Origin of the sequence: Streptomyces panacea, assembly GCF_040560175.1 — a bacterium.
Taxonomy (GTDB): Bacteria; Actinomycetota; Actinomycetes; order Streptomycetales; family Streptomycetaceae; genus Streptomyces; species Streptomyces panacea.
In genome coordinates this window covers 1-20622 of the sequence record NZ_JARJHW010000008.1, presented here as the reverse complement: position 1 = coordinate 20622, position 20622 = coordinate 1, and the positions used below count along the sequence as shown (strand labels likewise).

15 protein-coding genes are annotated in these 20622 nt (G+C 69.6%); 6 read left to right on the top strand and 9 right to left on the bottom strand.

Features of this window, described 5'->3' with window-relative positions:
- Positions 1–235: 235 nt before the first annotated feature.
- The gene (locus tag P3L51_RS03795; RefSeq protein ID WP_354603581.1) at positions 236–1561 is read right to left on the bottom strand and encodes an NYN domain-containing protein; all 1326 of its coding nucleotides are present in this window, start codon (positions 1559–1561) and stop codon (positions 236–238) included.
- A 236-nt stretch (positions 1562–1797) separates the two neighbouring features.
- On the opposite strand from P3L51_RS03795, the gene P3L51_RS03790 reads away from it, so the two are divergent.
- Positions 1798–1974, top strand: a complete 177-nt coding sequence (locus tag P3L51_RS03790) for a hypothetical protein (protein WP_354603580.1) — start codon at positions 1798–1800, stop codon at positions 1972–1974.
- A 77-nt stretch (positions 1975–2051) separates the two neighbouring features.
- On the opposite strand, the gene dnaE is transcribed toward P3L51_RS03790, so the two are convergent.
- Complete coding sequence (gene dnaE, locus P3L51_RS03785; RefSeq protein WP_354603579.1) at positions 2052–5594, bottom strand: DNA polymerase III subunit alpha; 3543 nt, start codon at positions 5592–5594, stop codon at positions 2052–2054.
- A gap of 295 nt (positions 5595–5889) precedes the next feature.
- Between dnaE and P3L51_RS03780 the strand changes: the two genes are divergently transcribed.
- The 3 genes from P3L51_RS03780 to P3L51_RS03770 all read left to right on the top strand — a co-directional run bounded on the left by P3L51_RS03780 (position 5890) and on the right by P3L51_RS03770 (position 8953).
- Positions 5890–7224, top strand: a complete 1335-nt coding sequence (locus P3L51_RS03780; protein WP_354603631.1) for a DUF2252 domain-containing protein — start codon at positions 5890–5892, stop codon at positions 7222–7224.
- Between the two features lie 114 nt (positions 7225–7338).
- The gene (locus P3L51_RS03775; RefSeq protein ID WP_354603578.1) at positions 7339–8031 is read left to right on the top strand and encodes a hypothetical protein; all 693 of its coding nucleotides are present in this window, start codon (positions 7339–7341) and stop codon (positions 8029–8031) included.
- A gap of 106 nt (positions 8032–8137) precedes the next feature.
- Complete coding sequence (locus tag P3L51_RS03770) at positions 8138–8953, top strand: DsbA family protein (RefSeq protein ID WP_354603577.1); 816 nt, start codon at positions 8138–8140, stop codon at positions 8951–8953.
- 101 nt (positions 8954–9054) lie between these two features.
- On the opposite strand, the gene P3L51_RS03765 is transcribed toward P3L51_RS03770, so the two are convergent.
- The gene (locus tag P3L51_RS03765) at positions 9055–9672 is read right to left on the bottom strand and encodes a dienelactone hydrolase family protein (protein WP_354603630.1); all 618 of its coding nucleotides are present in this window, start codon (positions 9670–9672) and stop codon (positions 9055–9057) included.
- A gap of 8 nt (positions 9673–9680) precedes the next feature.
- Between P3L51_RS03765 and P3L51_RS03760 the strand changes: the two genes are divergently transcribed.
- Positions 9681–10826: a mechanosensitive ion channel family protein gene (locus P3L51_RS03760; RefSeq protein ID WP_354603576.1), complete on the top strand. Its 1146-nt coding sequence runs from the start codon at positions 9681–9683 to the stop codon at positions 10824–10826.
- Between the two features lie 13 nt (positions 10827–10839).
- On the opposite strand, the gene P3L51_RS03755 is transcribed toward P3L51_RS03760, so the two are convergent.
- The 6 genes from P3L51_RS03755 to P3L51_RS03730 all read right to left on the bottom strand — a co-directional run bounded on the left by P3L51_RS03755 (position 10840) and on the right by P3L51_RS03730 (position 16830).
- Complete coding sequence (locus P3L51_RS03755) at positions 10840–12426, bottom strand: Na+/H+ antiporter (protein WP_354603629.1); 1587 nt, start codon at positions 12424–12426, stop codon at positions 10840–10842.
- Between the two features lie 183 nt (positions 12427–12609).
- On the bottom strand, positions 12610–13680 hold the full coding sequence (locus tag P3L51_RS03750; protein ID WP_354603575.1) for a glycoside hydrolase family 5 protein: 1071 nt from the start codon (positions 13678–13680) through the stop codon (positions 12610–12612).
- Between the two features lie 197 nt (positions 13681–13877).
- Complete coding sequence (locus P3L51_RS03745; RefSeq protein WP_354603574.1) at positions 13878–14396, bottom strand: GNAT family N-acetyltransferase; 519 nt, start codon at positions 14394–14396, stop codon at positions 13878–13880.
- Positions 14393–15337: an RluA family pseudouridine synthase gene (locus P3L51_RS03740; protein ID WP_354603573.1), complete on the bottom strand. Its 945-nt coding sequence runs from the start codon at positions 15335–15337 to the stop codon at positions 14393–14395. The genes P3L51_RS03745 and P3L51_RS03740 overlap by 4 nt, the downstream gene beginning before the upstream one ends.
- 70 nt (positions 15338–15407) lie before the next feature.
- Positions 15408–15968 (bottom strand): signal peptidase II, encoded by a 561-nt coding sequence (gene lspA, locus P3L51_RS03735; RefSeq protein ID WP_354603572.1) that lies wholly within the window; start codon positions 15966–15968, stop codon positions 15408–15410.
- Positions 15969–16026: 58 nt separating this feature from the next.
- Positions 16027–16830 (bottom strand): TraR/DksA family transcriptional regulator, encoded by an 804-nt coding sequence (locus tag P3L51_RS03730; RefSeq protein ID WP_354603571.1) that lies wholly within the window; start codon positions 16828–16830, stop codon positions 16027–16029.
- 641 nt (positions 16831–17471) lie between these two features.
- Here P3L51_RS03730 and ileS point away from each other — a divergent pair.
- On the top strand, positions 17472–20618 hold the full coding sequence (gene ileS / locus P3L51_RS03725) for an isoleucine--tRNA ligase (RefSeq protein ID WP_354603570.1): 3147 nt from the start codon (positions 17472–17474) through the stop codon (positions 20616–20618).
- The last annotated feature ends 4 nt before the right edge of the window (positions 20619–20622 follow it).

The window sequence follows — 20622 nt, the reverse complement described above, 5'->3', positions numbered from 1 at the left end:
GACATCAGCCGCAGCCGCGGCGGGCGGCACCTCGCCGCGTTGTCGACGGCCCGGCCACGTACGGCCGGGCCGTCGACAGCGCCGGTCCGCCGCCGTGCGACGCACCACACCAGTCGACGAGGGCCCATCCTTTCGGGCGCACGGCGCCACTGCGCGGGCACACCCCAGGGGTGTCACGGGCCGTGGGTCCGCCGGGCGCCCGGGGTCAGGCGCTACCCGGCCGCCCCGCCGGTCCTCACTCCGCCGCCCCGTCGGTCTTCGCGGGCGGGTGCTCCGCCGCCGCCCGCACGTCGATCTCGCGCCAGAATCCCGCTCTGATCGCGTACCGGTCGTGCTCGTCGATCTGGTCGTCCTTGTGCGCCAGCAGCCCGAAGCGCGCGGCGTATCTGAGCACCTCGCCGTCGATGCGGTGCGGGATCCGCGGGTACATCGTGGACAGCTTCTGCACATGGCCGGCCTCGGGCAGCCGCTCCATCCACCGGCGGGCGAACACCTGTCCCACCTCGAACGGGTCGCCGCCGACCGTCGTGATGTCCTCCTCGCGGTCGGCCCAGCGCTGCTCGGCGCTGGTGAGCTGCGCGAGCGTGGGCAGCGACGCGGTCTCGGGCGACTCGCCGAGCTGGCCCCCGGCCCCCGGGCGCTCGACCCAGCCCCGGTCGGACGACCAGCGCAGCGTCGCGTTCGCCGGCGGGGGCGGCGCGGCATGCGATCCGGCCGCGCGCAGCGCGGCCAGGTCCTTGGGGGTGGGGACGCCCTTGCCGCCGGCGGGCGCCGGATGCGTGGTCCCGGGGTCATGCCCCGGTACGTGTCCCGGCGTATGTCCCGGCGCGTGTCCCGGCGCGTCCTGCGTCGCCGGCGGCGCCGTGCCGTTGCGCGCGGACGTGGCCTGCGCCTCCGCCGCCCGTTCGGCGGACGCGGCGAGCGCCGACTCGGGCAGCGGCGCCGAGAGGATGGCGGCGATCTCGGGGCGGGGCACGGGCGGCGGCGCGCAGATGCCGCCGAAGTCCTTGGCGCGTACGGCCTTGGTGATCCAGGCCCGGTCGAGCACGCGGCGTTCGTCCGCCTCGGCCACCAGGTCCTCGGACTGGTTGTAGTCGCCGTCCGCCGCCTGCACCGCCCAGAGGTGCACGGCGACGCCGTGTTCCTTGGCGGACATCAGGCCGGGCAGCAGATCACCGTCACCGGTCACCAGCACGATGTCCGAGCAGGCGCGATTTCTGGCCAACTCCGTGAGCTCGGCGTGCATCGCCGCGTCGACGCCCTTCTGCGCCCAGCGGCCGTCGCTGCGGGTCAGGGCGCCCAGCCGGACGGTGACACGTGACATGACGCGCAAGCGCCGGTGCTCGGGCTGCGGTACGCGGTCGGGGGCGCCGTCGAACCAGTAGATACGGAGCAGCGGCTGCTCCGTATCGGCCTCGGCGCGCTCGCGCAGACCCTGGATGAGGGCGGCGTGGTCGACGGTGATGCGGGAGCGGGCCGGTTCTCCGGCGAGGAGGCTCGCGGCGGCGCCCAGCAGGTAACCGGCGTCCACCAGGACGACGCAGCGGTCCACGTGTTCCACCCTCTTTCGGGAACGTCGGGATCGGAAGTTACTACGGGTTTCCTTCGAGTCTGCCCGACCGCAACTGGCTTAACGGCCGGAACTGGATCATCGGCGTGGCGTATCGGTTTCGGCTACCCCTACGGACACCGGAACTTCTGACCGTTACGCACAGCAATGATCCAAAATGCGGCGGTTAACGGCATATGTGAATCTGGTCGCGGCCCTGGCCCCAACATCCTTCAGGAGGCAGCACCATGGCCAAGAACAAGAACCGTGACCGCGGCAAGCACCAGGACCGTTCGGCCGCCGAGCGCGGCAACGAGCAGTCCTCGTCCCCCTCGACGGAGGCCAAGGCCGAGCAGATACAGGAACGGGTCACTCCGTCCGACGTCCCCCACAAGGGCCGTGAGAAGCGTTTCGGCCACAACTGACGCGGCCGGCCGCGCATGACGGGAGGGGCACGCCCGGGAATCCGGGCGTGCCCCTCCGCGTAGGTGTACGCCTCCGGCTATCCCGCCAGGCAGGACGGCCCGAGCAGCACCTTCAAGTCGCCGAAGAGCGCCGGGTCGGGCTGCACCCGGTGCCGGTCGAGCCGCAGGACGGTGGTCTTGCGCGCGCCCTGAAGTTTGATCCGCACCTCGGAGTTGCCCCGGTGGTGGCTGAGGATCTCGCCGAGCCTGCTGACCATGGGCGGGGTGAGCTTCACGGTGGGGATGGTGATGGTGACCGGCGCGTTGGTCCCGGCGGACGACAGGTCGGGGACCTGGAGTTCCATCGCGACCAGACGCGGGATGTCCTCGCGCTTGTCGAGCCGGCCCTTGACGAAGACGACCGTGTCCTCGACCAGTTGGGTGGACACGAGCTGGTACGTCGCGGGGAAGAACATGCACTCGATCGAGCCCGCCAGGTCCTCCACGGTGGCGATGGCCCACGCGTTGCCCTGCTTGGTCATCTTCCGCTGGAGACCGGAGATGATGCCGCCGATGGTGACCACCGCGCCGTCGGAGTGCTCGCCGCCGGTGAGCTGCGAGATCGCCGCGTCTGACTTGTCGGACAGCACGTGCTCGATACCGAAGAGCGGGTGGTCGGAGACGTACAGGCCGAGCATTTCCCGCTCCTGCGCGAGCAGATACGACTTGTCCCACTCGATGTCGGAGAATTCGACGTCGAGGCCGAAGCCCGGCTCGGAGGAGTCGTCGCTTTCGCCCATGCCGCCGAAGAGGTCGAACTGCCCCTCCGCCTCTTTGCGCTTGACCTGTACGACGTTGTCGATCATCGGCTCGTGGTGCGCGACCAGCCCCTTGCGGGTGTGGCCCATCTCGTCGAAGGCGCCCGCCTTGATGAGGGATTCGACGGTGCGCTTGTTGCAGACGACGGCCTCGACCTTGTCGAGGAAGTCGGGGAACGTGGCGTACTTCCCCTTCGCCTTGCGTGAGCGGATGATCGAATCGACCACGTTCGTGCCGACGTTCCGGACGGCCGTCAGGCCGAAGAGAATCACGTCGTCGCCCTGCGCGGCGAAATTCGCCACCGACTCGTTCACATTCGGCGGCAGCACCTTGATGCCCATCCGGCGGCACTCGTTGAGATAGACCGCCGACTTGTCCTTGTCGTCCTTCACCGAGGTCAGCAGCGCCGCCATGTACTCGGCGGGATAATTCGCCTTGAGGTACGCGGTCCAGTAGGTGACGAGGCCGTACGCGGAGGAGTGCGCCTTGTTGAACGCGTATCCCGCGAACGGGACCAGCACGTCCCACAGCGCCTTGATGGCCTCGTCCGAGAAGTTGTTCTTCTTGGCACCGGCCTGGAACAGGACGAAATTCTTCGCCAGTTCGTCGGCCTTCTTCTTGCCCATCACGCGGCGGAGGATGTCCGCCTCGCCGAGCGAGTAACCGGCGATGATCTGCGCGGCCTTCTGCACCTGCTCCTGATACACGATCAGGCCGTGGGTGAGACCGAGGACCTCCTTGAGAGGCTCCTCCAACTCCGGGTGGATCGGGGTGATCTCCTGCTGCCCGTTCTTGCGCAGCGCGTAGTTCGTGTGCGAGTTCATGCCCATCGGGCCCGGCCGGTACAGGGCCGACACGGCGGAGATGTCCTCGAAGTTGTCGGGCTTCATCAGCCGCAGCAGCGAGCGCATCGGGCCGCCGTCGAACTGGAAGACACCGAGCGTGTCACCCCGGCACAGCAGTTCGTACGTATGGGGGTCGTCCAGCGGCAGGGACAGGAGCTCCAGATCGACGCCCTTGTTGGCCTTCACCATCTTGACCGCGTCGTCCATGATGGTCAGATTTCGCAGACCCAGGAAGTCCATCTTCAGCAGGCCGAGCGACTCGCACTGCGGATAGTCCCACTGCGTGATCGTGACGCCGTCGGTGTGCCTGACCCAGACCGGCACATGGTCGGTGATCGTCTCGCTGGACATGATCACGCCGGCCGCGTGCACACCCATCTGCCGCACCAGCCCCTCGACACCCTTCGCGGTGTCGATGACCTTCCGTACGTCCGGCTCGTTCTCGTACATCCCCCGGATCTCGCCCGCCTCGCTGTAGCGCGGGTGCTTGGGGTCGGTGATGCCGTTGAGGTCGATGCCCTTGCCGAGGACGTCCGCCGGCATCGCCTTGGTGAGGCGGTCACCCATCGCGTACGGGTAACCCAGCACGCGGGCCGAGTCCTTGATGGCGTTCTTCGCCTTGATCTTTCCGTACGTGCCGATCATGGCGACCTTGTCGGCGCCGTACTTCTCGGTCACATAACGGATGACCTCACCGCGCCGACGCTCGTCGAAGTCGATGTCGACATCCGGCATGGAGATGCGCTCGGGGTTGAGGAAACGCTCGAAGATCAGGCCGTGTTCGATCGGGTCGAGGTCGGTGATGCCCATCGCGTACGAGACGATCGAGCCGGCCGCGGAGCCCCGGCCGGGGCCGACGGCGATGCCGTTGTTCTTGGCCCACATGATGAAGTCCGCGACGACGAGGAAGTATCCCGGGAACCCCATCTCGATGATGATGCCCATCTCGTACTCGACCTGCTTCTGGCGGTCTTCCGGGATACCGCCCGGGAAACGCCTGGCCATCCCCCGCATGGTCTCCTCGCGGAACCAGGTGACCTCGGTGAAGCCGTCGGGGATGTCGAACTTCGGCATCAGGTTCCGCTCCTGGAACCAGCCCTCCGTATCGATCTGCTGCGCCACCAGAAGCGTGTTCGCGCACCCCTGCTGCCAGGCGTCCGACGAATCGACCGCATACATCTCGTCCGTCGACTTCAGGTAATAACCCGTCCCGTCGAATCGGAACCGGTCCGGATCCGACAGATTCTTACCCGTCTGAATACACAGCAACGCGTCATGCGCCGTCGCCTCGTTGGCGTACGTGTAATGCGAGTCGTTCGTCACCAGCGGCGGAATCCCCAGCTTCTTCCCCACCTCCAGCAACCCGTCACGCACCCGGCGCTCGATCTCGATACCGTGGTCCATCAGCTCCAGGAAATACCGGTCCTTGCCGAAGATGTCCTGGTAGTCCGAAGCCGCCTGCACCGCCTCGTCGAACTGGCCCAACCGAAGCCTGGTCTGCAACTCACCCGACGGGCACCCCGTCGACGCGATCAGACCCTCCGACCACTTCGCGATCGTCTCCCGGTCCATCCGCGGCCACTTCGTCAGCCAGCCCTCCGCGTACGCGTCCGACGACAACCGGAAGAGATTGTGCAGCCCCGTCTTGTTCGCCGCCCAGATCGTCTTGTGCGTGTAACCACCCGAACCGGAGACGTCGTCCCGCTTCTGATGCGGCTGCCCCCACTGCACCTTCCGCTTGTTGCGCCGTGACTCCGGCGCCACATACGCCTCGATACCGATGATGGGCGTCACATCCGCCTTCTTCGCCTGATGGAAGAAGTCGTACGCGCCATGGAGATTCCCATGGTCCGTCATCGCGATATGAGACATCCCCATCTCATTGCACGCCTTGAACATGTCCCCCAACCGCGCCGCACCGTCCAGCAGCGAATACTGAGTGTGGACGTGCAGGTGCGTGAACGGCGGCTTGGTCACGGCTGAGGCCTCCAGCGAAACGAGCGGACGAGCGAGGGCTGCCCTGGGGGGGACAGCGTCGAAGTCTACGACCGCCCACCGACAATCCGAGCGACGTGCCCGCGCCGTCCCCGCGCCGTCCCCGAGACTTCCGGCCGATGCCGGATCGGGTCGTACGAACCTCCGGGTCCACCGGCGCCGGACGGGCACGCACCGGTACCTTCGTGCGTTGCCAGTACTGACGACGCCGTCGCCCGAGGCGGGTGGCGTGTCAGTCGCATCCGCCCAGTTCGTCATGTTCCAGGAGGCACCACCGATGTCGGTCCCGCGCCCGGTCGAAGCCGTTGACCAGCAGCGAGGGGAGGAGATCCTCGACGTGTTCGGCACCGCCTTCGGTGCCCTGCTCGCCGCGGATCCGGCGGCCTTCCAGGTCAAGTTCCGCAAGATGGCCGCCTCCGCCTTCGCCTTCTACAGAGGCACGGCGTGCCTGTTCTACAACGACCTGGCGCGCGAGCAGCACGCCGGTCCGTACGTGGACGAGCGCACCGGCCGGGTCTGGATCCACGGCGATCTGCACGCCGAGAACTTCGGCACCTACATGGACGCCAACGGCCGGCTGATCTTCAACGTCAACGACTTCGACGAGGCCTATGTAGGACCGTTCACCTGGGACCTCAAGCGGCTGGCCGCCTCCTTGGCTCTGATCGGCTACACGAAGGCCCTCAGCGACGACCAGATCAGCGAGCTGGTCCGGATCTACGCCGCCGCCTACCGCCAGCGGATCCACGCGCTGGCCACGGGCGCGAAGAACGACGAGGTGCCGCCGTTCACCCTGGACACGGCGACCGGCCCGCTGCTGGACGCACTGCGGGACGCCCGCTCGCTGACCCGCTTCGCGCTGCTCGACTCGATGACCGAGATCCGTGACTTCGAGCGCCGCTTCGCGCCGGGCGGCGGCTCCATCGAGCTGGACGCCGCCACCCGCTACAAGGTCCTGGCGGCCTTCGACGGCTATCTGGAGACCCTGCCGGAGTCCAGCCTGACCCGCCCCGACTCCTACCGGGTCAAGGACGTGGTGGGGCGGCGCGGCATCGGGATCGGTTCGGCGGGCCTGCCCTCGTACAACATCCTTCTGGAGGGCAACAGCGACGCCCTGGAGAACGACGTCGTGATCTACCTCAAGCAGGCGCAGACCCCCGCCGTCTCCCGGCACATCACCGACGAGCAGGTACGCGGCTACTTCCAGCACGAGGGCCACCGCACGGTCATCTCGCAGCGCGCGCTCCAGGCGCACGCCGACCCGTGGCTCGGCTGGACCGAGCTGGACGGCGCGGGCCAGCTGGTCGCCGAGGTCTCCCCGTACGCGGTCGACCTGGACTGGTCGGACCTCGACGACCCCGCCGAGATCGCCGCCGTCGTCGCCGACCTCGGGCGGGCGACGGCCACGATGCACGGAGCGGCGGACGACGAGAGCGGCCACTCGCTGGTGCCCTTCTCCACGGAGCGGGCCATCGACGCGGCGATCGCCGCCGACGAGGAGGGCTTCGCCGAGCTGCTGGTGGAGTTCGCCCACGGCTACGGAGCGCGGGCCCGCGCGGACCACCAGATCTTCGTGGACCTCTTCCGCAACGGACAGCTCGCCGGCGGCTGACCCCTGACCGCACTCCGCCGCCCCGGTCCGACCGGCCGGAACCGATCGGCCGGCGGCCGGGTCGGCGGAGACCTTAGGGACCCCTTACAGGCTCTCGTGGCACACTCGGCGACGATGGACATATCGGCGGCACGGCTCAGAGCGCTGCGGGCGGCACTGTTCACGGCACTGGCCGTGACGCTGTCCGCCGGTTCGCACGTGCTGCTCTCGCAGGCCCCGCTCCCGCTGTCCGTCGTCGCCGTCCTGTGCGCCGTCGTGTTCCCGGTCTCGTACGCCCTCGCGGGCCGCGAGCGGGGCTTCTGGCGCATCGCGGCCCTGCTCGTCCCGCTGGAACTGGCCGCGGACACCATCTTCACCACCGGTCAGAACGTCTGTTACGGCCCCGCGGGCGGACCCGTCGCCGGATCGCTGCGCTCCGTCGGCTTCGACGTCCTGTGCGGCGGCAGCTTCGGCTCCCCGCTGCCCGGCGTCTCCTCGGTCGCCTCGCCCGAGAGCGCGGCGGCCACCCTGCTGGGCTCCCCCGATCCCGCGCTCCCGTGGCTGCTGCTCGCCACACATGTCGCGATCGGGCTGCTCGCGGCGCTCTGGCTGCGCCGGGGCGAGGCCGCCCTGGCGGGCCTGGTGCGGGCGATCGGCGGCTTCGCCTTCCGCCCGCTGCTGGTCGCGGTCGCCGTGGCCGGCACGGTCCGCCGTACGCCGCGGCGCCTCCCGCGCCCCGCCACCCACCCGCGCGCCTCCCGTACGCGCCTGTTCGCGCACTCCGTCGGACGACGGGGACCACCTCGCTCGGCCCTTCTCCCGGCCTGAGCACAACGACGGCAGCCGCTTCCGGCACGCCGTCGGTCCCCCGCGTATCGGCGCACGCCCCTGTGCGCCCACGCGTCTCGTTCGACCCCACACGGAGTGACCCACCATGAGCGCACGCAACAGCAACGCCAACAAGGCAGCCGCCCGCGAGCGGCTGCGCGAGGAGCGCGAGCGGCAGGTCAGGAAGGACCGGACCCGCCGTCAGCTCGTCGTCGCCGGATCCACCGTGGCGATCCTGGCGATCGCCGGGGGTGTCGGCTTCGCCGTCGTCCAGGCCAACAAGCCCTCGCACTGGGAGGCGGCCAAGGACGCGACGACCGTCACCGCCCCGAAGCACACCTCCGGCACGAACGGCACCACCGTCGTCATCGGCAAGCCCGAGGCGAAGAAGACGCTGGAGCTGTACGAGGACTCCCGCTGCCCGATCTGCGCGACATTCGAGCAGAAGGTCGGCAGCACGATCCAGAAGGACGTCGACGCGGGCAAGTACAAGATCAAGTACATCGGCGCCACGTTCATCGACAACTCGGACAACGGCGAGGGCTCGAAGAACGCGCTCTCCGCGCTGGGTGCCGCGCTCGACGTGAGCCCCGAGGCGTTCTCGGCGTACAAGGCCGCGCTCTACTCGGCGGCGAACCACCCCTCGGAGAGCGACGACAAGTTCGCCGACGACAGCAACCTGATCAAGATCGCCGACTCGGTGAACGAGCTGAAGGGCAACGCGGCGTTCCGGAAGAACGTCGAGAGCGGCACGTTCGACGCCTGGGCGATGAAGATGTCGGCGACGTTCGACAACAGCAGCGTGGAGGGCACCCCGACGCTGCGGATGGACGGCAGGGCGGTCACCGCGGCGGGCAGCGAGAACGCCCCGCTCACGGCGCCCGACTACACGGCGGCGATCACCAAGGCCCTCGCCGGGTGACGGCACGGACTCACCCCGGAGCGGCCACGGGGTAACGGCCCGCGGGCCGCGCCCGCGTCGTAGGAGGTGTCCCGCCGGTCGGGCCGACCGGCGGGACACCCCTACGACCGATCGTCCAGCGACTCGATGAAGGCCAGGCCCGTGCGCCAGGTCTGCTCGGCGGCCGACTCGTCGTAGTCCGGCAGATCCGGGTCGGTGTACAGGTGCCCGACGCCCCGGTACCGGTAGATCTCCACGTCGGCCCCGACCTCCCGCATCCGCAGGTACCAGGTGTTCAGCCAGTCGTGCGGCTCGGACACGTCCGGGTCGGCGACATGCAGTTGTACGGGCAGGTCGTCCACCGACGCGCTCGCGGCGATGTCCGACGTGCCGTGCATCAGCAGCAGCCCGCGGGCCTTCGCGTCCCCCAGCGCCAGCGTCTGCGCGACGGACCCTCCCAAGGAGAATCCCGCGTACACCAGACCGCGCTCCGAGTAGGGCGCCACCGCGAGGACGGCGCGCCTCAGCAGCTCGTCGGAGCCGATCTTGTCCTTGAGGTCCCTGCCCTCCTCGGTGGTCTCGACGGTTTGCCCCTCGAAGAGGTCGGGCACGTGCACGTGGTGTCCGGCAGCGCGCAGCCGTTCGGCCCCCGCGTGCACCGCCGGGCGCAGCCCGAGGACCGAATGAAAGAGAACAACGTCCATCCGGCCATCCTGCCAGGTGGGTCCCCTCGTCCGAATCCGGAGCCATGGAGAACGTACTGCGACCGTTGACCGTGCTGGGTGGCGCGGTCGTCCTGACGCTGCTGCTCGGCTGGCTCGTCGACCTGCTGCTGCGCCGCGCGGACGCCCGGCACCCCGAAACCCCGCTGTGGGGACTGCTACGGCGCTGCCGGCTGCCGCTCCAGGTCGTCCTCCTCACCGCCCTGCTGCGCGCCACGTACCGCGAGACCGGGTGGTGGGTCGTCGAGAACCATCAATCCGGCATCGGCCGCGCGCTGACGCTGATCATGATCGGTGCCTGCGCCTGGCTGGTCGTACGCATCGTGTCGGCCGCCGTGGAGTCGACGTACGCCCGCTACGCGACGTCGGCCCGCGACCGGGCGAAGGTCCGCCGGGTCCGTACCCAGGTGACGCTGATCATGCGGATCGTGACGGCGGTGGTCGTCGTGGTGGCCGTCGCCGCGATCCTGCTCACCTTCCCCAGCATGCGGACGATCGGTACGTCGATGCTCGCCTCCGCGGGCATCATCGGCATCGTCGCCGGTGTCGCCGCGCAGTCCACGCTCGGCAATCTCTTCGCCGGTTTCCAGATCGCCTTCGGCGACATGGTGCGGATCGGCGACACGGTCGTGGTGGACGGCGAATGGGGTGTGGTCGAGGAGGTCACGCTCACCTTCCTCGCCGTACGCACGTGGGACGAGCGCCGGATCACGATGCCGGTGTCGTACTTCACGAGCAAGCCGTTCGAGAACTGGTCGCGCGGCGGGGTCCAGATGACCGGCACCGTCTTCCTCCAGCTCGACCACTCGGCCCCGGTGAACCTGATGCGCGAGAAGCTGCACGAGATCCTTCAGGACTGCGCGGCCTGGGACGGCCGGGACTGGAGTCTGGCCGTCACGGACACCAGCCCGAGCACCATCGAGGTGCGGGCCGTCGTCACGGCGAAGGACGCGGACGACATCTGGACGGCGCGCTGTACCGTGCGGGAGCAGCTGATCGCGTGGCTGGCGGACGAGCATCCGTACGCGCTGCCGCGCATCGCGACCACCCGGGCCGCGGTGCTCCCGGCCCCGCGGGAGAACGGCGCCGTGGGTCATCTCGCGCCGCACCACAAGCCCGATCCGGCGGTCACTTCGGGCGCCGACGGCGACCCGCGCACCGGCCGGGGGTGAGCCACCGTCGCCGTCATCGCATGCTGCGTACGTCCAGATACCTGAGCACCCGGTCCACCACTTCCGGGTTCGCGTTGGGTTCGCTGCGCGCCGCGAGCACCTCGTGCCGGGCCGCCGACATCATCTCGCGCTGGATCCGCTGCAAGGTCTTGACCCGTTGGCTGCGCTTGGCGAACCAGTCGCGCCGCTCGTCGTCCACCACGTCCGGGCTGATCCTTGCCCCGATGTCGAACGCGCCGCGCGCCAGCCGCTCGCTCAGCTCCTCGGGCAGTTCCTCGACCTCCTCGATCTCCTTGAGGCGGCGCTTGGCGGCCCTCGCCGCGCGCACGGCCAGCTCGTGCTCGAAGCCGCGTTCGGCCTCGGTGTCGGCGCGTACGCCCAGGCGCTGGACCAGCCACGGCAGGGTGAGTCCCTGGAAGACGAGCGTCGTCATGATGACGGCGAAGGCGATGAAGATGATCACGTCACGGCCGGGGAAGGGCGTTCCGTCGTCGGTCTCCAGCGGGATGGCCAGCGCGAGCGCGACCGAGGCCACCCCGCGCATCCCGGCCCACCACATGACGACGGTCTCGCGCCAGCCGACCGGGAACTCCTCTTCGTAGTCCCGGAGTTTGTGGAGCCGCTTGGTGACCCACACCGCGGGGAGCAGCCAGAGCAGCCGTACGCCGACGACGACCCCGACGACGGCGGCCGACCAGCCGAGTGTCTCCCCCAGATGACCCTCCGCCCGGCCGAAGGCGTTGTGCAGTTCGAGCCCGATGAGGCCGAAGGCGATGCCCGTGATGAGGATGTCGATGATCTCCCAGAAGGTGTTCCCGGCGAGCCGTCCCATCACGTCGTCGGCGTCGGCGGTGTGTTCGGCGAGGAAGAGCGCGGTGGTCAGGACGGCGAGGACGCCGGAGCCGTGCAGTTCCTCCGCGAGTACGTAGCTGACGAAGGGCACCAGCAGGCTCAGGCCGACCTGGAGGGGCGCGTCGCCGAGCAGCGCCATGAGCTTGTTGGAGAGCCAGGCGAGCGCGACACCGACGACGACGGCGACCACGGCGGAGAGCACCAGAGTCCCGGCCGCGGCCGGCCAGGAGAAGGTGCCGCTGACCGCGGCGGCGATGGCCACGTGGTAGAGCACGATCGCCGTGACGTCGTTGAACAGCCCCTCGCCCTCCAGGATGGAGACGAGCCGCCGCGGCAGTCCCAGGGACCCGGCGACGGCGGTCGCGGCGACCGGGTCGGGCGGTGCGACGAGGGCGCCGAGGACGAACGCGGCGGCGAGCGGGAGTCCGGGGACGACGGAGTTGGCCACGGTCGCCACCGCCGCCATGGTGACGAAGACCAGGGCCACGGCGAGCAGGAAGATCGGCCGCAGATTGGCGGTGAACTGCCGCCAGGAGGTGCGTTGTACGGCCGCGTACAGCAGGGGTGGCAGCAGCAGCGGCAGGATCAGGTCCGGCGGCACGTCGACGTTCGGTACGAAGGGCAGCAGCGCCAGGAGGATGCCGAGGATGGTCATCAGCACGGGCGACGGCAGATTGAGCCGCTCCCCGAGTGGCACCGTCACCACGGCGCCCAGCAACAGCACGAGCAGCAGCGCCAACTGGGCCACGGTGCGCCCTCCGGAGTCGTGAGCCCTGACGATCAAGGCCCCTCAACCCTGTCACGGCCATGGGCGAATCCCATCGAGGCGCTGCTCCTCGCGGCCCGCTTCCGGACCGCGAGGAGACGTTTCGCCAGTGCGGCGTGGGCCGGGCGCCGGGACCATCGGCCGCCGTGACCCAGCCCGGGACCGCTACTCGCGGATCCGGTCCCGGATCCAGACCCCGGCCTCCTTGAGCACGCCGGTGCCCGAGAACTTCCCGGAGTTGCAGGAGCCCTCCTTGAAGACGGCTCCGGAGCGGTTGTCGTCGGAGTAGTTCCAGTTGGTCCAGGAGATGTTCTTCCGCTTCATCAGGTCGAGGAAGCGCTTCGACTGGGTGAAGTCGTTGGCGCCCTCGCCCGCGTAGTTCTGGGTGCCGAACTCGGTGACGAAGACGGGCAGTCTGTCCGACGCCCGGTCGAGCGCCGCCAGGTACTCGTCCCGGTGCGACGCCGCGTAGAAGTGGAAGGTGTACATGATGTTGGAGGCCCTGACGGGGTTGTTCACGACCTCCTTCTCGTCGGCGCCGTCGGAGACGCCGAACGAGGACCAGGCGCGGGTGCCGACGAGGACGACCGCGTCGGGGTCCTGGGCCCGGATGACCGGAATGATCTTCTCTGCGTACGACTTGACGGTCGACCAGCTCACGTCGGACGGCTCGTTGGCGATCTCGTAGAGGACACCGGGGCTGTCCTTGTACTTCTTCGCCATGGCGGTGAAGAAGGTCTTGGCACGTTCGAGGTTGAAGTTGGGGTCGCCGGGGCTGAGCATGTGCCAGTCGATCACCGCGTACATCCCGCGCCTGTTCGCGCCGTCCACGAACTTCTGGGCGAGCGAGGTGAAGCGCGCCGGGTCGGTCTCGTAACCGCCCTCCTGTACGTACGTGGAGACGCGCAGCACGTCGGCCTGCCACTCGTTCGCGAGGACGTCGAGCGAGCCGTCGGTGACGCACTGGGAGTACCACTGGGTGCCGTGCGTGCTCATGCCGCGCAACTGGACGGCCTGGCCCTGGCTGTTGCAGAGCTTGGTGCCGCAGACCTTGAGCTGGCCGTTGTCGCTGATCGGGGAGGCGGCGCCGGCGGGTGCGGCCGTGCCTGTGGGTGCGGTGGCCGCGCCGGCTCTCATGGGGGACAGCATGGCGGTGACGACGCCGAGAGCGGAGACGGCGAGGAGTGCCTTACGGCCGCGGCGTCCTCGGATACGGGAGTTGGGGGACTTGGGCATGGGGTGGTGCTCCCTTCGGGTGGGGTCCGGTACGGGAGAGCGACTGTCAGAGGCATGACAGCAAGTGAGTGAAAGTTAAGGTTGTTTCCAATCACCGTCAAGAGTGTTGGGAAAGTTTCCTAACGATTCGCCGGCAGAGGCTGCCCACGACCATCCGCGCACCCCTGGAACCTCACATCCCCGGCCCGGACGGCTCGCTACAGCACGCGCCGCATCGCCCGGTGCGGGATCCCCACGGACTCGTACTCCGCGCCGTACGCCTCGTAGCCCAGCCGCTCGTAGAACCCCAGCGCCCCGGTCTGCGCGTGCAGATCCACCACGAGCAGCCCGCGCTCCCGCGCCAGATCCTCGACGGCCCTCACCAGCGCGACACCGATCCGCAGACCGCGCGCCTCCCCGACCACCGCGAGCCGGCCGAGCGAGCCCACCGCCGGATCTCCATCGGTCCGGTCCGCCGCCTCCGGCCCGTACAGCAGCCGCGACGTACCGAGCGGCAGCCCGTCGTCGCGCACCGCGAGCACATGCGCGGCGGCGGCTTCCGGGGCGTCGTGGGAGTCGAACTCAAGGTCGGCGGGCACCTGTTGCTCCGCGACGAACACCCGCCTGCGCACCACGAAGCACGCCTCACGGTCGGCCGCGTCCGTGGCGGACCGGATCTCGTACGCCACGCCGTCGAGCCCCGCGGCGGCCCGGGTCACCCCCGGACCCGCGGTCATGCGTTGCTCTCGGCGCGCACCTTGTCCAGCGCGTTCCGCAGGTCGTCCGGGTACGTGCTCTCGAACTCCACCCAGCGGCCGTCCGACGGGTGCTCGAACCCCAGCTTCATCGCGTGCAGCCACTGCCGGGTCAGCCCCAGCCGCTTGGCCAGCGTCGGGTCGGCGCCGTACGTCAGGTCGCCCACGCACGGGTGGCGGTGGGCCGCCATGTGCACCCGGATCTGGTGCGTACGGCCCGTCTCCAGCTTGATGTCCAGCAGCGAGGCGGACCGGAAGGCCTCGATCAGGTCGTAGTGCGTGACCGACGGCTTGCCCTCGGCGGTCACGGCGAACTTGTAGTCGTGGTTCGGGTGGCGCCCGATCGGGGCGTCGATGGTGCCGCTCATCGGGTCCGGATGTCCCTGCACCAGCGCGTGGTAGCGCTTGTCGACGATCCGCTCCTTGAACTGGGCCTTGAGCGAGGTGTACGCGCGCTCCGACTTGGCCACGGCCATCAGCCCGGACGTGCCGACGTCCAGCCGGTGCACGACGCCCTGCCGCTCGGCGGCACCGGACGTCGAGACGCGGTAGCCGGCGGCGGCGAGACCGCCGATGACGGTCGTGCCCGTCCAGCCGGGGCTCGGGTGGGCTGCCACACCGACGGGCTTGACGACCACGACGATGTCGTCGTCGTCGTACACGATCTCCATGCCCTCGACCGGCTCGGCCACGACACGCACGGGGGCGGCGGGCTCGGGCATCTCGACCTCGAGCCAGGCGCCGCCACGCACCCGTTCGGACTTGGCGACCACAGCGCCGTCGACCTGCACCTTCCCGGCGGCGGCCAACTCGGCCGCCTTCGTACGGGAAAACCCGAACATGCGGGCGATGGCGGCGTCGACGCGCTCGCCCTCAAGGCCATCGGGAACGGGCAGGGTGCGGATATCGGGAACGGTACTCACCCGTCGAGTATGCCTTGCCCGCACCGCTCGACCGCCCACGGACAGCGCGCACGGCCTCTGGGGGAGGGTGTCAGTCGCGGTGGACGGTCCCGTCGGGGTCGAGCCCCCGGAAGGACAGGATCACGATCAGGAAGCCGCCGCAGACGATCGCGGAGTCGGCGAGATTGAACACCGCGAAGTTCGCCGGCGCGATGAAGTCCACGACGGCGCCCTTGAACACGCCCGGCTCACGGAAGATCCGGTCGGTGAGATTGCCGAGCGCCCCGCCGAGCAGCAGACCGAGCGCGAAGGCCCACGGCCCGCTGTAGAGCTTGCGGGCCAGTCGCGCGATCACCACGATCACGACCGCCGCGACGAAGGTGAAGAAGACGGTGTACGCCTCGCCGATGCCGAAGGCAGCGCCCGCGTTGCGTACCGCCTCGAACTTCAGCAGATCACCGATGACATGGATGGGCTCGTGGTGCTCCAGCTTCGCCACCACGAGCATCTTGCTGCCGAGGTCGAGCAGGTAGGCGACGAGCGCCACGGAGAAAAGCGCGACGATCTTGCGCTTTCCCCGGACCGGCTCGGCGGGAGCCGCGCCCTCGTCGTCAACATCTGGCGTACCGATGACGCGCTCCGCCTCTGCCACGTGAGTCCCTCAAGTTAGATCCCGACTAGGGACGAGGGTACGGCACCCACGTACGGTCTCAGCCGCGCCTTTCCTGCTTCTGCTTGTCCTCGACACACAGCGTGGCCCGCGGGAACGCCTGCATCCTGGCCTTGCCGATCGGCTTCCCGCAGACCTCGCAGAGGCCGTACGTACCGGCGTCGAGCCGCAACAGCGCCCGCTCCGTCTGCTCGACCATCTCGCGGGCGTTCGCCGCGAGGGACATCTCGTGTTCGCGGGTGATGTTCTTGGTGCCGGTGTCGGCGTCGTCGTCGCCCGCTCCGTCGCCGGAGTCCCGCATCAGGCCCACGAGCGCCTGCTCCGAGGTGGCGATCTCGGCGTTCAGCCGGACCGCCTCGCTCTCCAGACCGGTCCGCGCCTCGGCCACCTCCTCCTCCGTCCACGGATCCTCGCCGGGCCGCACCGCGAGCTCCCCGGCCTGTGTGGCGCCGCGTGCCGGGGGCACCGCGGTCGCCGTGCCGGCCGCCGCCCTCTTACCCGCTGTCTTCTTCGCTGCCACCGTCTTGGCTCCCGTCTGTTCCGCGGCCTCGGCCGCCCCCTCGGCCGCGGACGCGGCCTTTTTCGCGGCCCTGCCGGCGGCTGCCTTCTTGGGAGGCGCCGACTTCTTGGCCGCGGTCTTCTTCGCAGGTGCCTGGTGCTCCGGCCCGGCCGCGGCGGTCTCCTCCGCGGCCGGTGCGTGCGTCGCCGGCCTCTCTCGCTCCGGTGCGTTCGTCGCCGTTGTCTTCCTGGCGGCGGCCTTCTTGGCCGCCGGCTTCTTCACAGCCGTTTTCTTGGCCGCTTTCTTGGCCGCTGTCTTCTTCGCGGCGGACTTCTTCGCCACCATGCCGCGGCCCCTTCACATTTTGTGATCTTGCACGCGAGTCGTGCTGGGACGATAAATCGACACCAGCCACGCGGCAACGGGGCACGCCGCCGGTGGGACCCGCCTCCGCCGGTGACAAGGCGAGCCTCCATCCGTTGTGCCCAGCTCCCCGCCGGGTAATCCGCCGCAGCGGGCGCCCGGGGAAGTCCGCGGGGCCCGCCGGACCCATTCGGGTCAGCGGCAGGGCCGTACGCCGCACCGGCCCCGCTCCCGCCCCGCGACCGGCCCCGGCGGCCCTCGCGGCCCCGCTACGGCCCCCGCGGCGGCCCCCGTAGCGGCCCGGAAAAGCGGTCGGCCACGCCTGTCGCCGCGCCGTACACTGGCCCGAGCGAGAGGCGTGGATGGGGACGAGTAGCTCCGAGAGCGGCCATGAGCGACCCGGGGACGGTGCGAGCCCGGGGGCACGGCGCGGAGCGAAGCATCACCCCGGAGCCGCCGGAAGAAAGCCCTGGCAGTACGCGGGGCCGTAGACCCGGCAGCGCGACCCCAATGAGGGGGCCGAGGGCGGCTACGCCCGGGGCCAAGGAGGGTGGTACCGCGGGAGCCGCAGGCTCTCGTCCCTCCGACGGAGATGCCGCAGTTCCGTTGGAGGAGTTTCGCCCATGACGTCACCGCAGTACAGCCAGGTGCCCGCCCAGGTCGACCTGCCCGCGCTCGAACACGCAGTCCTCAGGTTCTGGCGCGAGAACAAGGTCTTCGACAAGAGCCTGGCGCAGTCGCAGGGCCGCCCCGAGTGGGTCTTCTACGAAGGCCCGCCGACCGCCAACGGCATGCCCGGCGCGCATCACATCGAGGCCCGCGTCTTCAAGGACGTCTTCCCGCGCTTCCGTACGATGCGCGGCTACCACGTCGCGCGCAAGGCCGGCTGGGACTGTCACGGCCTGCCGGTGGAGATCGCCGTCGAGAAGGAACTCGGCTTCGCCGGCAAGCAGGACATCGAGAAGTACGGCATCGCGGAGTTCAACGAGAAGTGCCGCGAGTCGGTGACCCGGCACACCGACGCCTTCGCCGAGCTGACGACGCGCATGGGCTACTGGGTCGATCTGGACGACGCGTACCAGACCATGAACCCGGAGTACATCGAATCCGTCTGGTGGTCGTTGAAGGAGATCTTCAACAAGGGCCTGCTCGTCCAGGACCACCGCGTCGCCCCCTGGTGCCCGCGGGACCAGACGAGCCTCTCCGACCACGAGCTGGCGCAGGGCTACGAGACGATCGTCGACCCGTCCGTCTTCGTCCGCTTCCCGCTGACCTCGGGACCGCTGGCGGGGGACGCGGCCCTCCTGGTCTGGACGACCACGCCCTGGACCCTGGTGTCCAACACGGCGGTGGCCGCCCACCCCGACGTCGCCTACGTCGTCGCCACGAACGGCACCGAGAAGCTTGTCGTCGCCGAGCCGCTGCTGGAGAAGGCACTCGGCGAGGACGGCTGGGAGCTGACCGGCGAGCGGTTCACGGGCCGCGAGATGGAGCGCTGGACGTACGAGCGCCCGTTCTCGCTCATCGAGTTCCCCGAGGGCTCGGAGGCGCACTACGTCGTCAACGCGGAGTACGTGACGACGGAGGACGGTACGGGTCTGGTCCACCAGTCCCCCGCGTTCGGCGCGGACGACCTGGTGGTCTGCAAGGCGTACGGCCTGCCGGTGGTGAACCCGGTCCGCCCCGACGGCACGTTCGAGGCGGACGTACCGCTGGTCGGCGGCGTCTTCTTCAAGAAGGCCGACGAAGCGCTCACCGCCGACCTGGACGGGCGCGGGCTGCTGTTCCGTCATGTGCCGTACGAGCACAGCTATCCGCACTGCTGGCGCTGCCACACGGCGCTGCTCTACTACGCGCAGCCGTCCTGGTACATCCGTACAACCGCCGTCAAGGACCGCCTCCTTGAGGAGAACGAGAAGACCAACTGGTTCCCGGACTCGGTCAAGCACGGCCGGTACGGCGACTGGCTGAACAACAACGTCGACTGGTCCCTGTCCCGTAACCGCTACTGGGGCACCCCGCTGCCCATCTGGCACTGCGAGGACGGGCACCTGACGTGCGTGGGCTCGCGCGCCGAACTGACCGAGCTGAGCGGCGAGGACCAGTCGTCGCTCGACCCGCACCGCCCGTTCATCGACGCGGTGACCTTCCCCTGCCCGACCTGCGGGGATACCGCGAAGCGCGTCCCCGAGGTCATCGACGCCTGGTACGACTCCGGTTCGATGCCGTTCGCGCAGTGGGGGTATCCGTACAAGAACAAGGACCTCTTCGAGAAGCGCTACCCCGCGCAGTTCATCTCGGAGGCCATCGACCAGACACGTGGCTGGTTCTACACGCTGATGGCCGTGGGCACCCTCGTCTTCGACAAGTCGAGCTACGAGAACGTGGTCTGCCTCGGGCACATCCTCGCCGAGGACGGCCGGAAGATGTCCAAGCACCTGGGCAACATCCTCCAGCCGATCCCGCTGATGGACCAGCACGGCGCGGACGCGGTGCGGTGGTTCATGGCGGCGGGCGGCTCGCCGTGGGCGGCGCGGCGGGTCGGTGACACGACGATCCAGGAGGTCGTCCGCAAGACGCTGCTGACGTACTGGAACACGGTCGCCTTCCAGGCGCTGTACGCCCGCACGTCCGGCTGGGCGCCGTCCGAGGCCGACCCCGCGCCGGCCGAGCGGCCCGTGCTCGACCGCTGGCTGCTGAGCGAGCTGCACGCGCTGGTCGACCAGAGCACGAAGGCGATGGAGGCGTACGACACCCAGCGCATCGGCAAGCTGCTGTCGGCGTTCGTCGACGACCTGTCCAACTGGTACGTACGCCGCTCCCGCCGCCGCTTCTGGCAGGGCGACAAGGCGGCCCTGCGCACGCTGCACGAGGTCATCGAGACGATCACCCGCCTGATGGCGCCCCTCACCCCGTTCATCACCGAGCGGGTCTGGCAGGACGTGGTCGTCCAGGTCACGCCCGACGCGCCGGAGTCGGTGCACCTCTCGTCGTGGCCCGAGGCGGACCTGTCGGCGATCGACCCCGCGCTGTCCCGCCACATGGCGCTGGTACGGCGGCTGGTGGAGCTGGGCCGCGCCACACGGGCCGAGTCGGGCGTGAAGACGCGCCAGCCGCTGTCCCGCGCGCTGGTCGCCGCGTCGGGCTTCGAGACGCTGTCGCCGGAACTGCGCGCGCAGATCACCGAGGAGCTGAACGTCTCGTCGCTCGCGTCTCTTTCGGAGGTCGGCGGCTCGCTGGTCGACACGACGGCGAAGGCGAACTTCCGGGCGCTGGGCAAGCGGTTCGGCAAGGGCGTCCAGGCGGTGGCGAAGGCGGTCGCCGACACGGACGCGGCGGCGCTGTCCGCGGCGCTGCGTGACGGAACGGCGTCGGTCACGGTCGACGGCGAACCGGTCTCCCTCGCCCCGGACGAGGTGATCATCACGGAGACGCCCCGCGAGGGCTGGTCGGTCGCCTCCGACTCGGGCGCGACGGTGGCGCTGGACCTGGAGATCACTCCGGAACTGCGCCTCGCGGGCCTGGCCCGCGACGCGATCCGTCTGATCCAGGAGGCCCGCAAGAACAGCGGCCTGGACGTCGCGGACCGCATCGCCGTGCGGTGGTCCACGACGACGGACGAGACGCGGGAGGCGCTGTCGACACACACGCCGCTGATCTCGGACGAGGTTCTGGCGCTGGACTTCGCCCCGGGCGCCCCGGACGCGACGTTCGGCCCGCCGTTCACGGACGAGGGCCTGTCGCTGACGTTCCACCTCCGCAAGGCCTGACCAC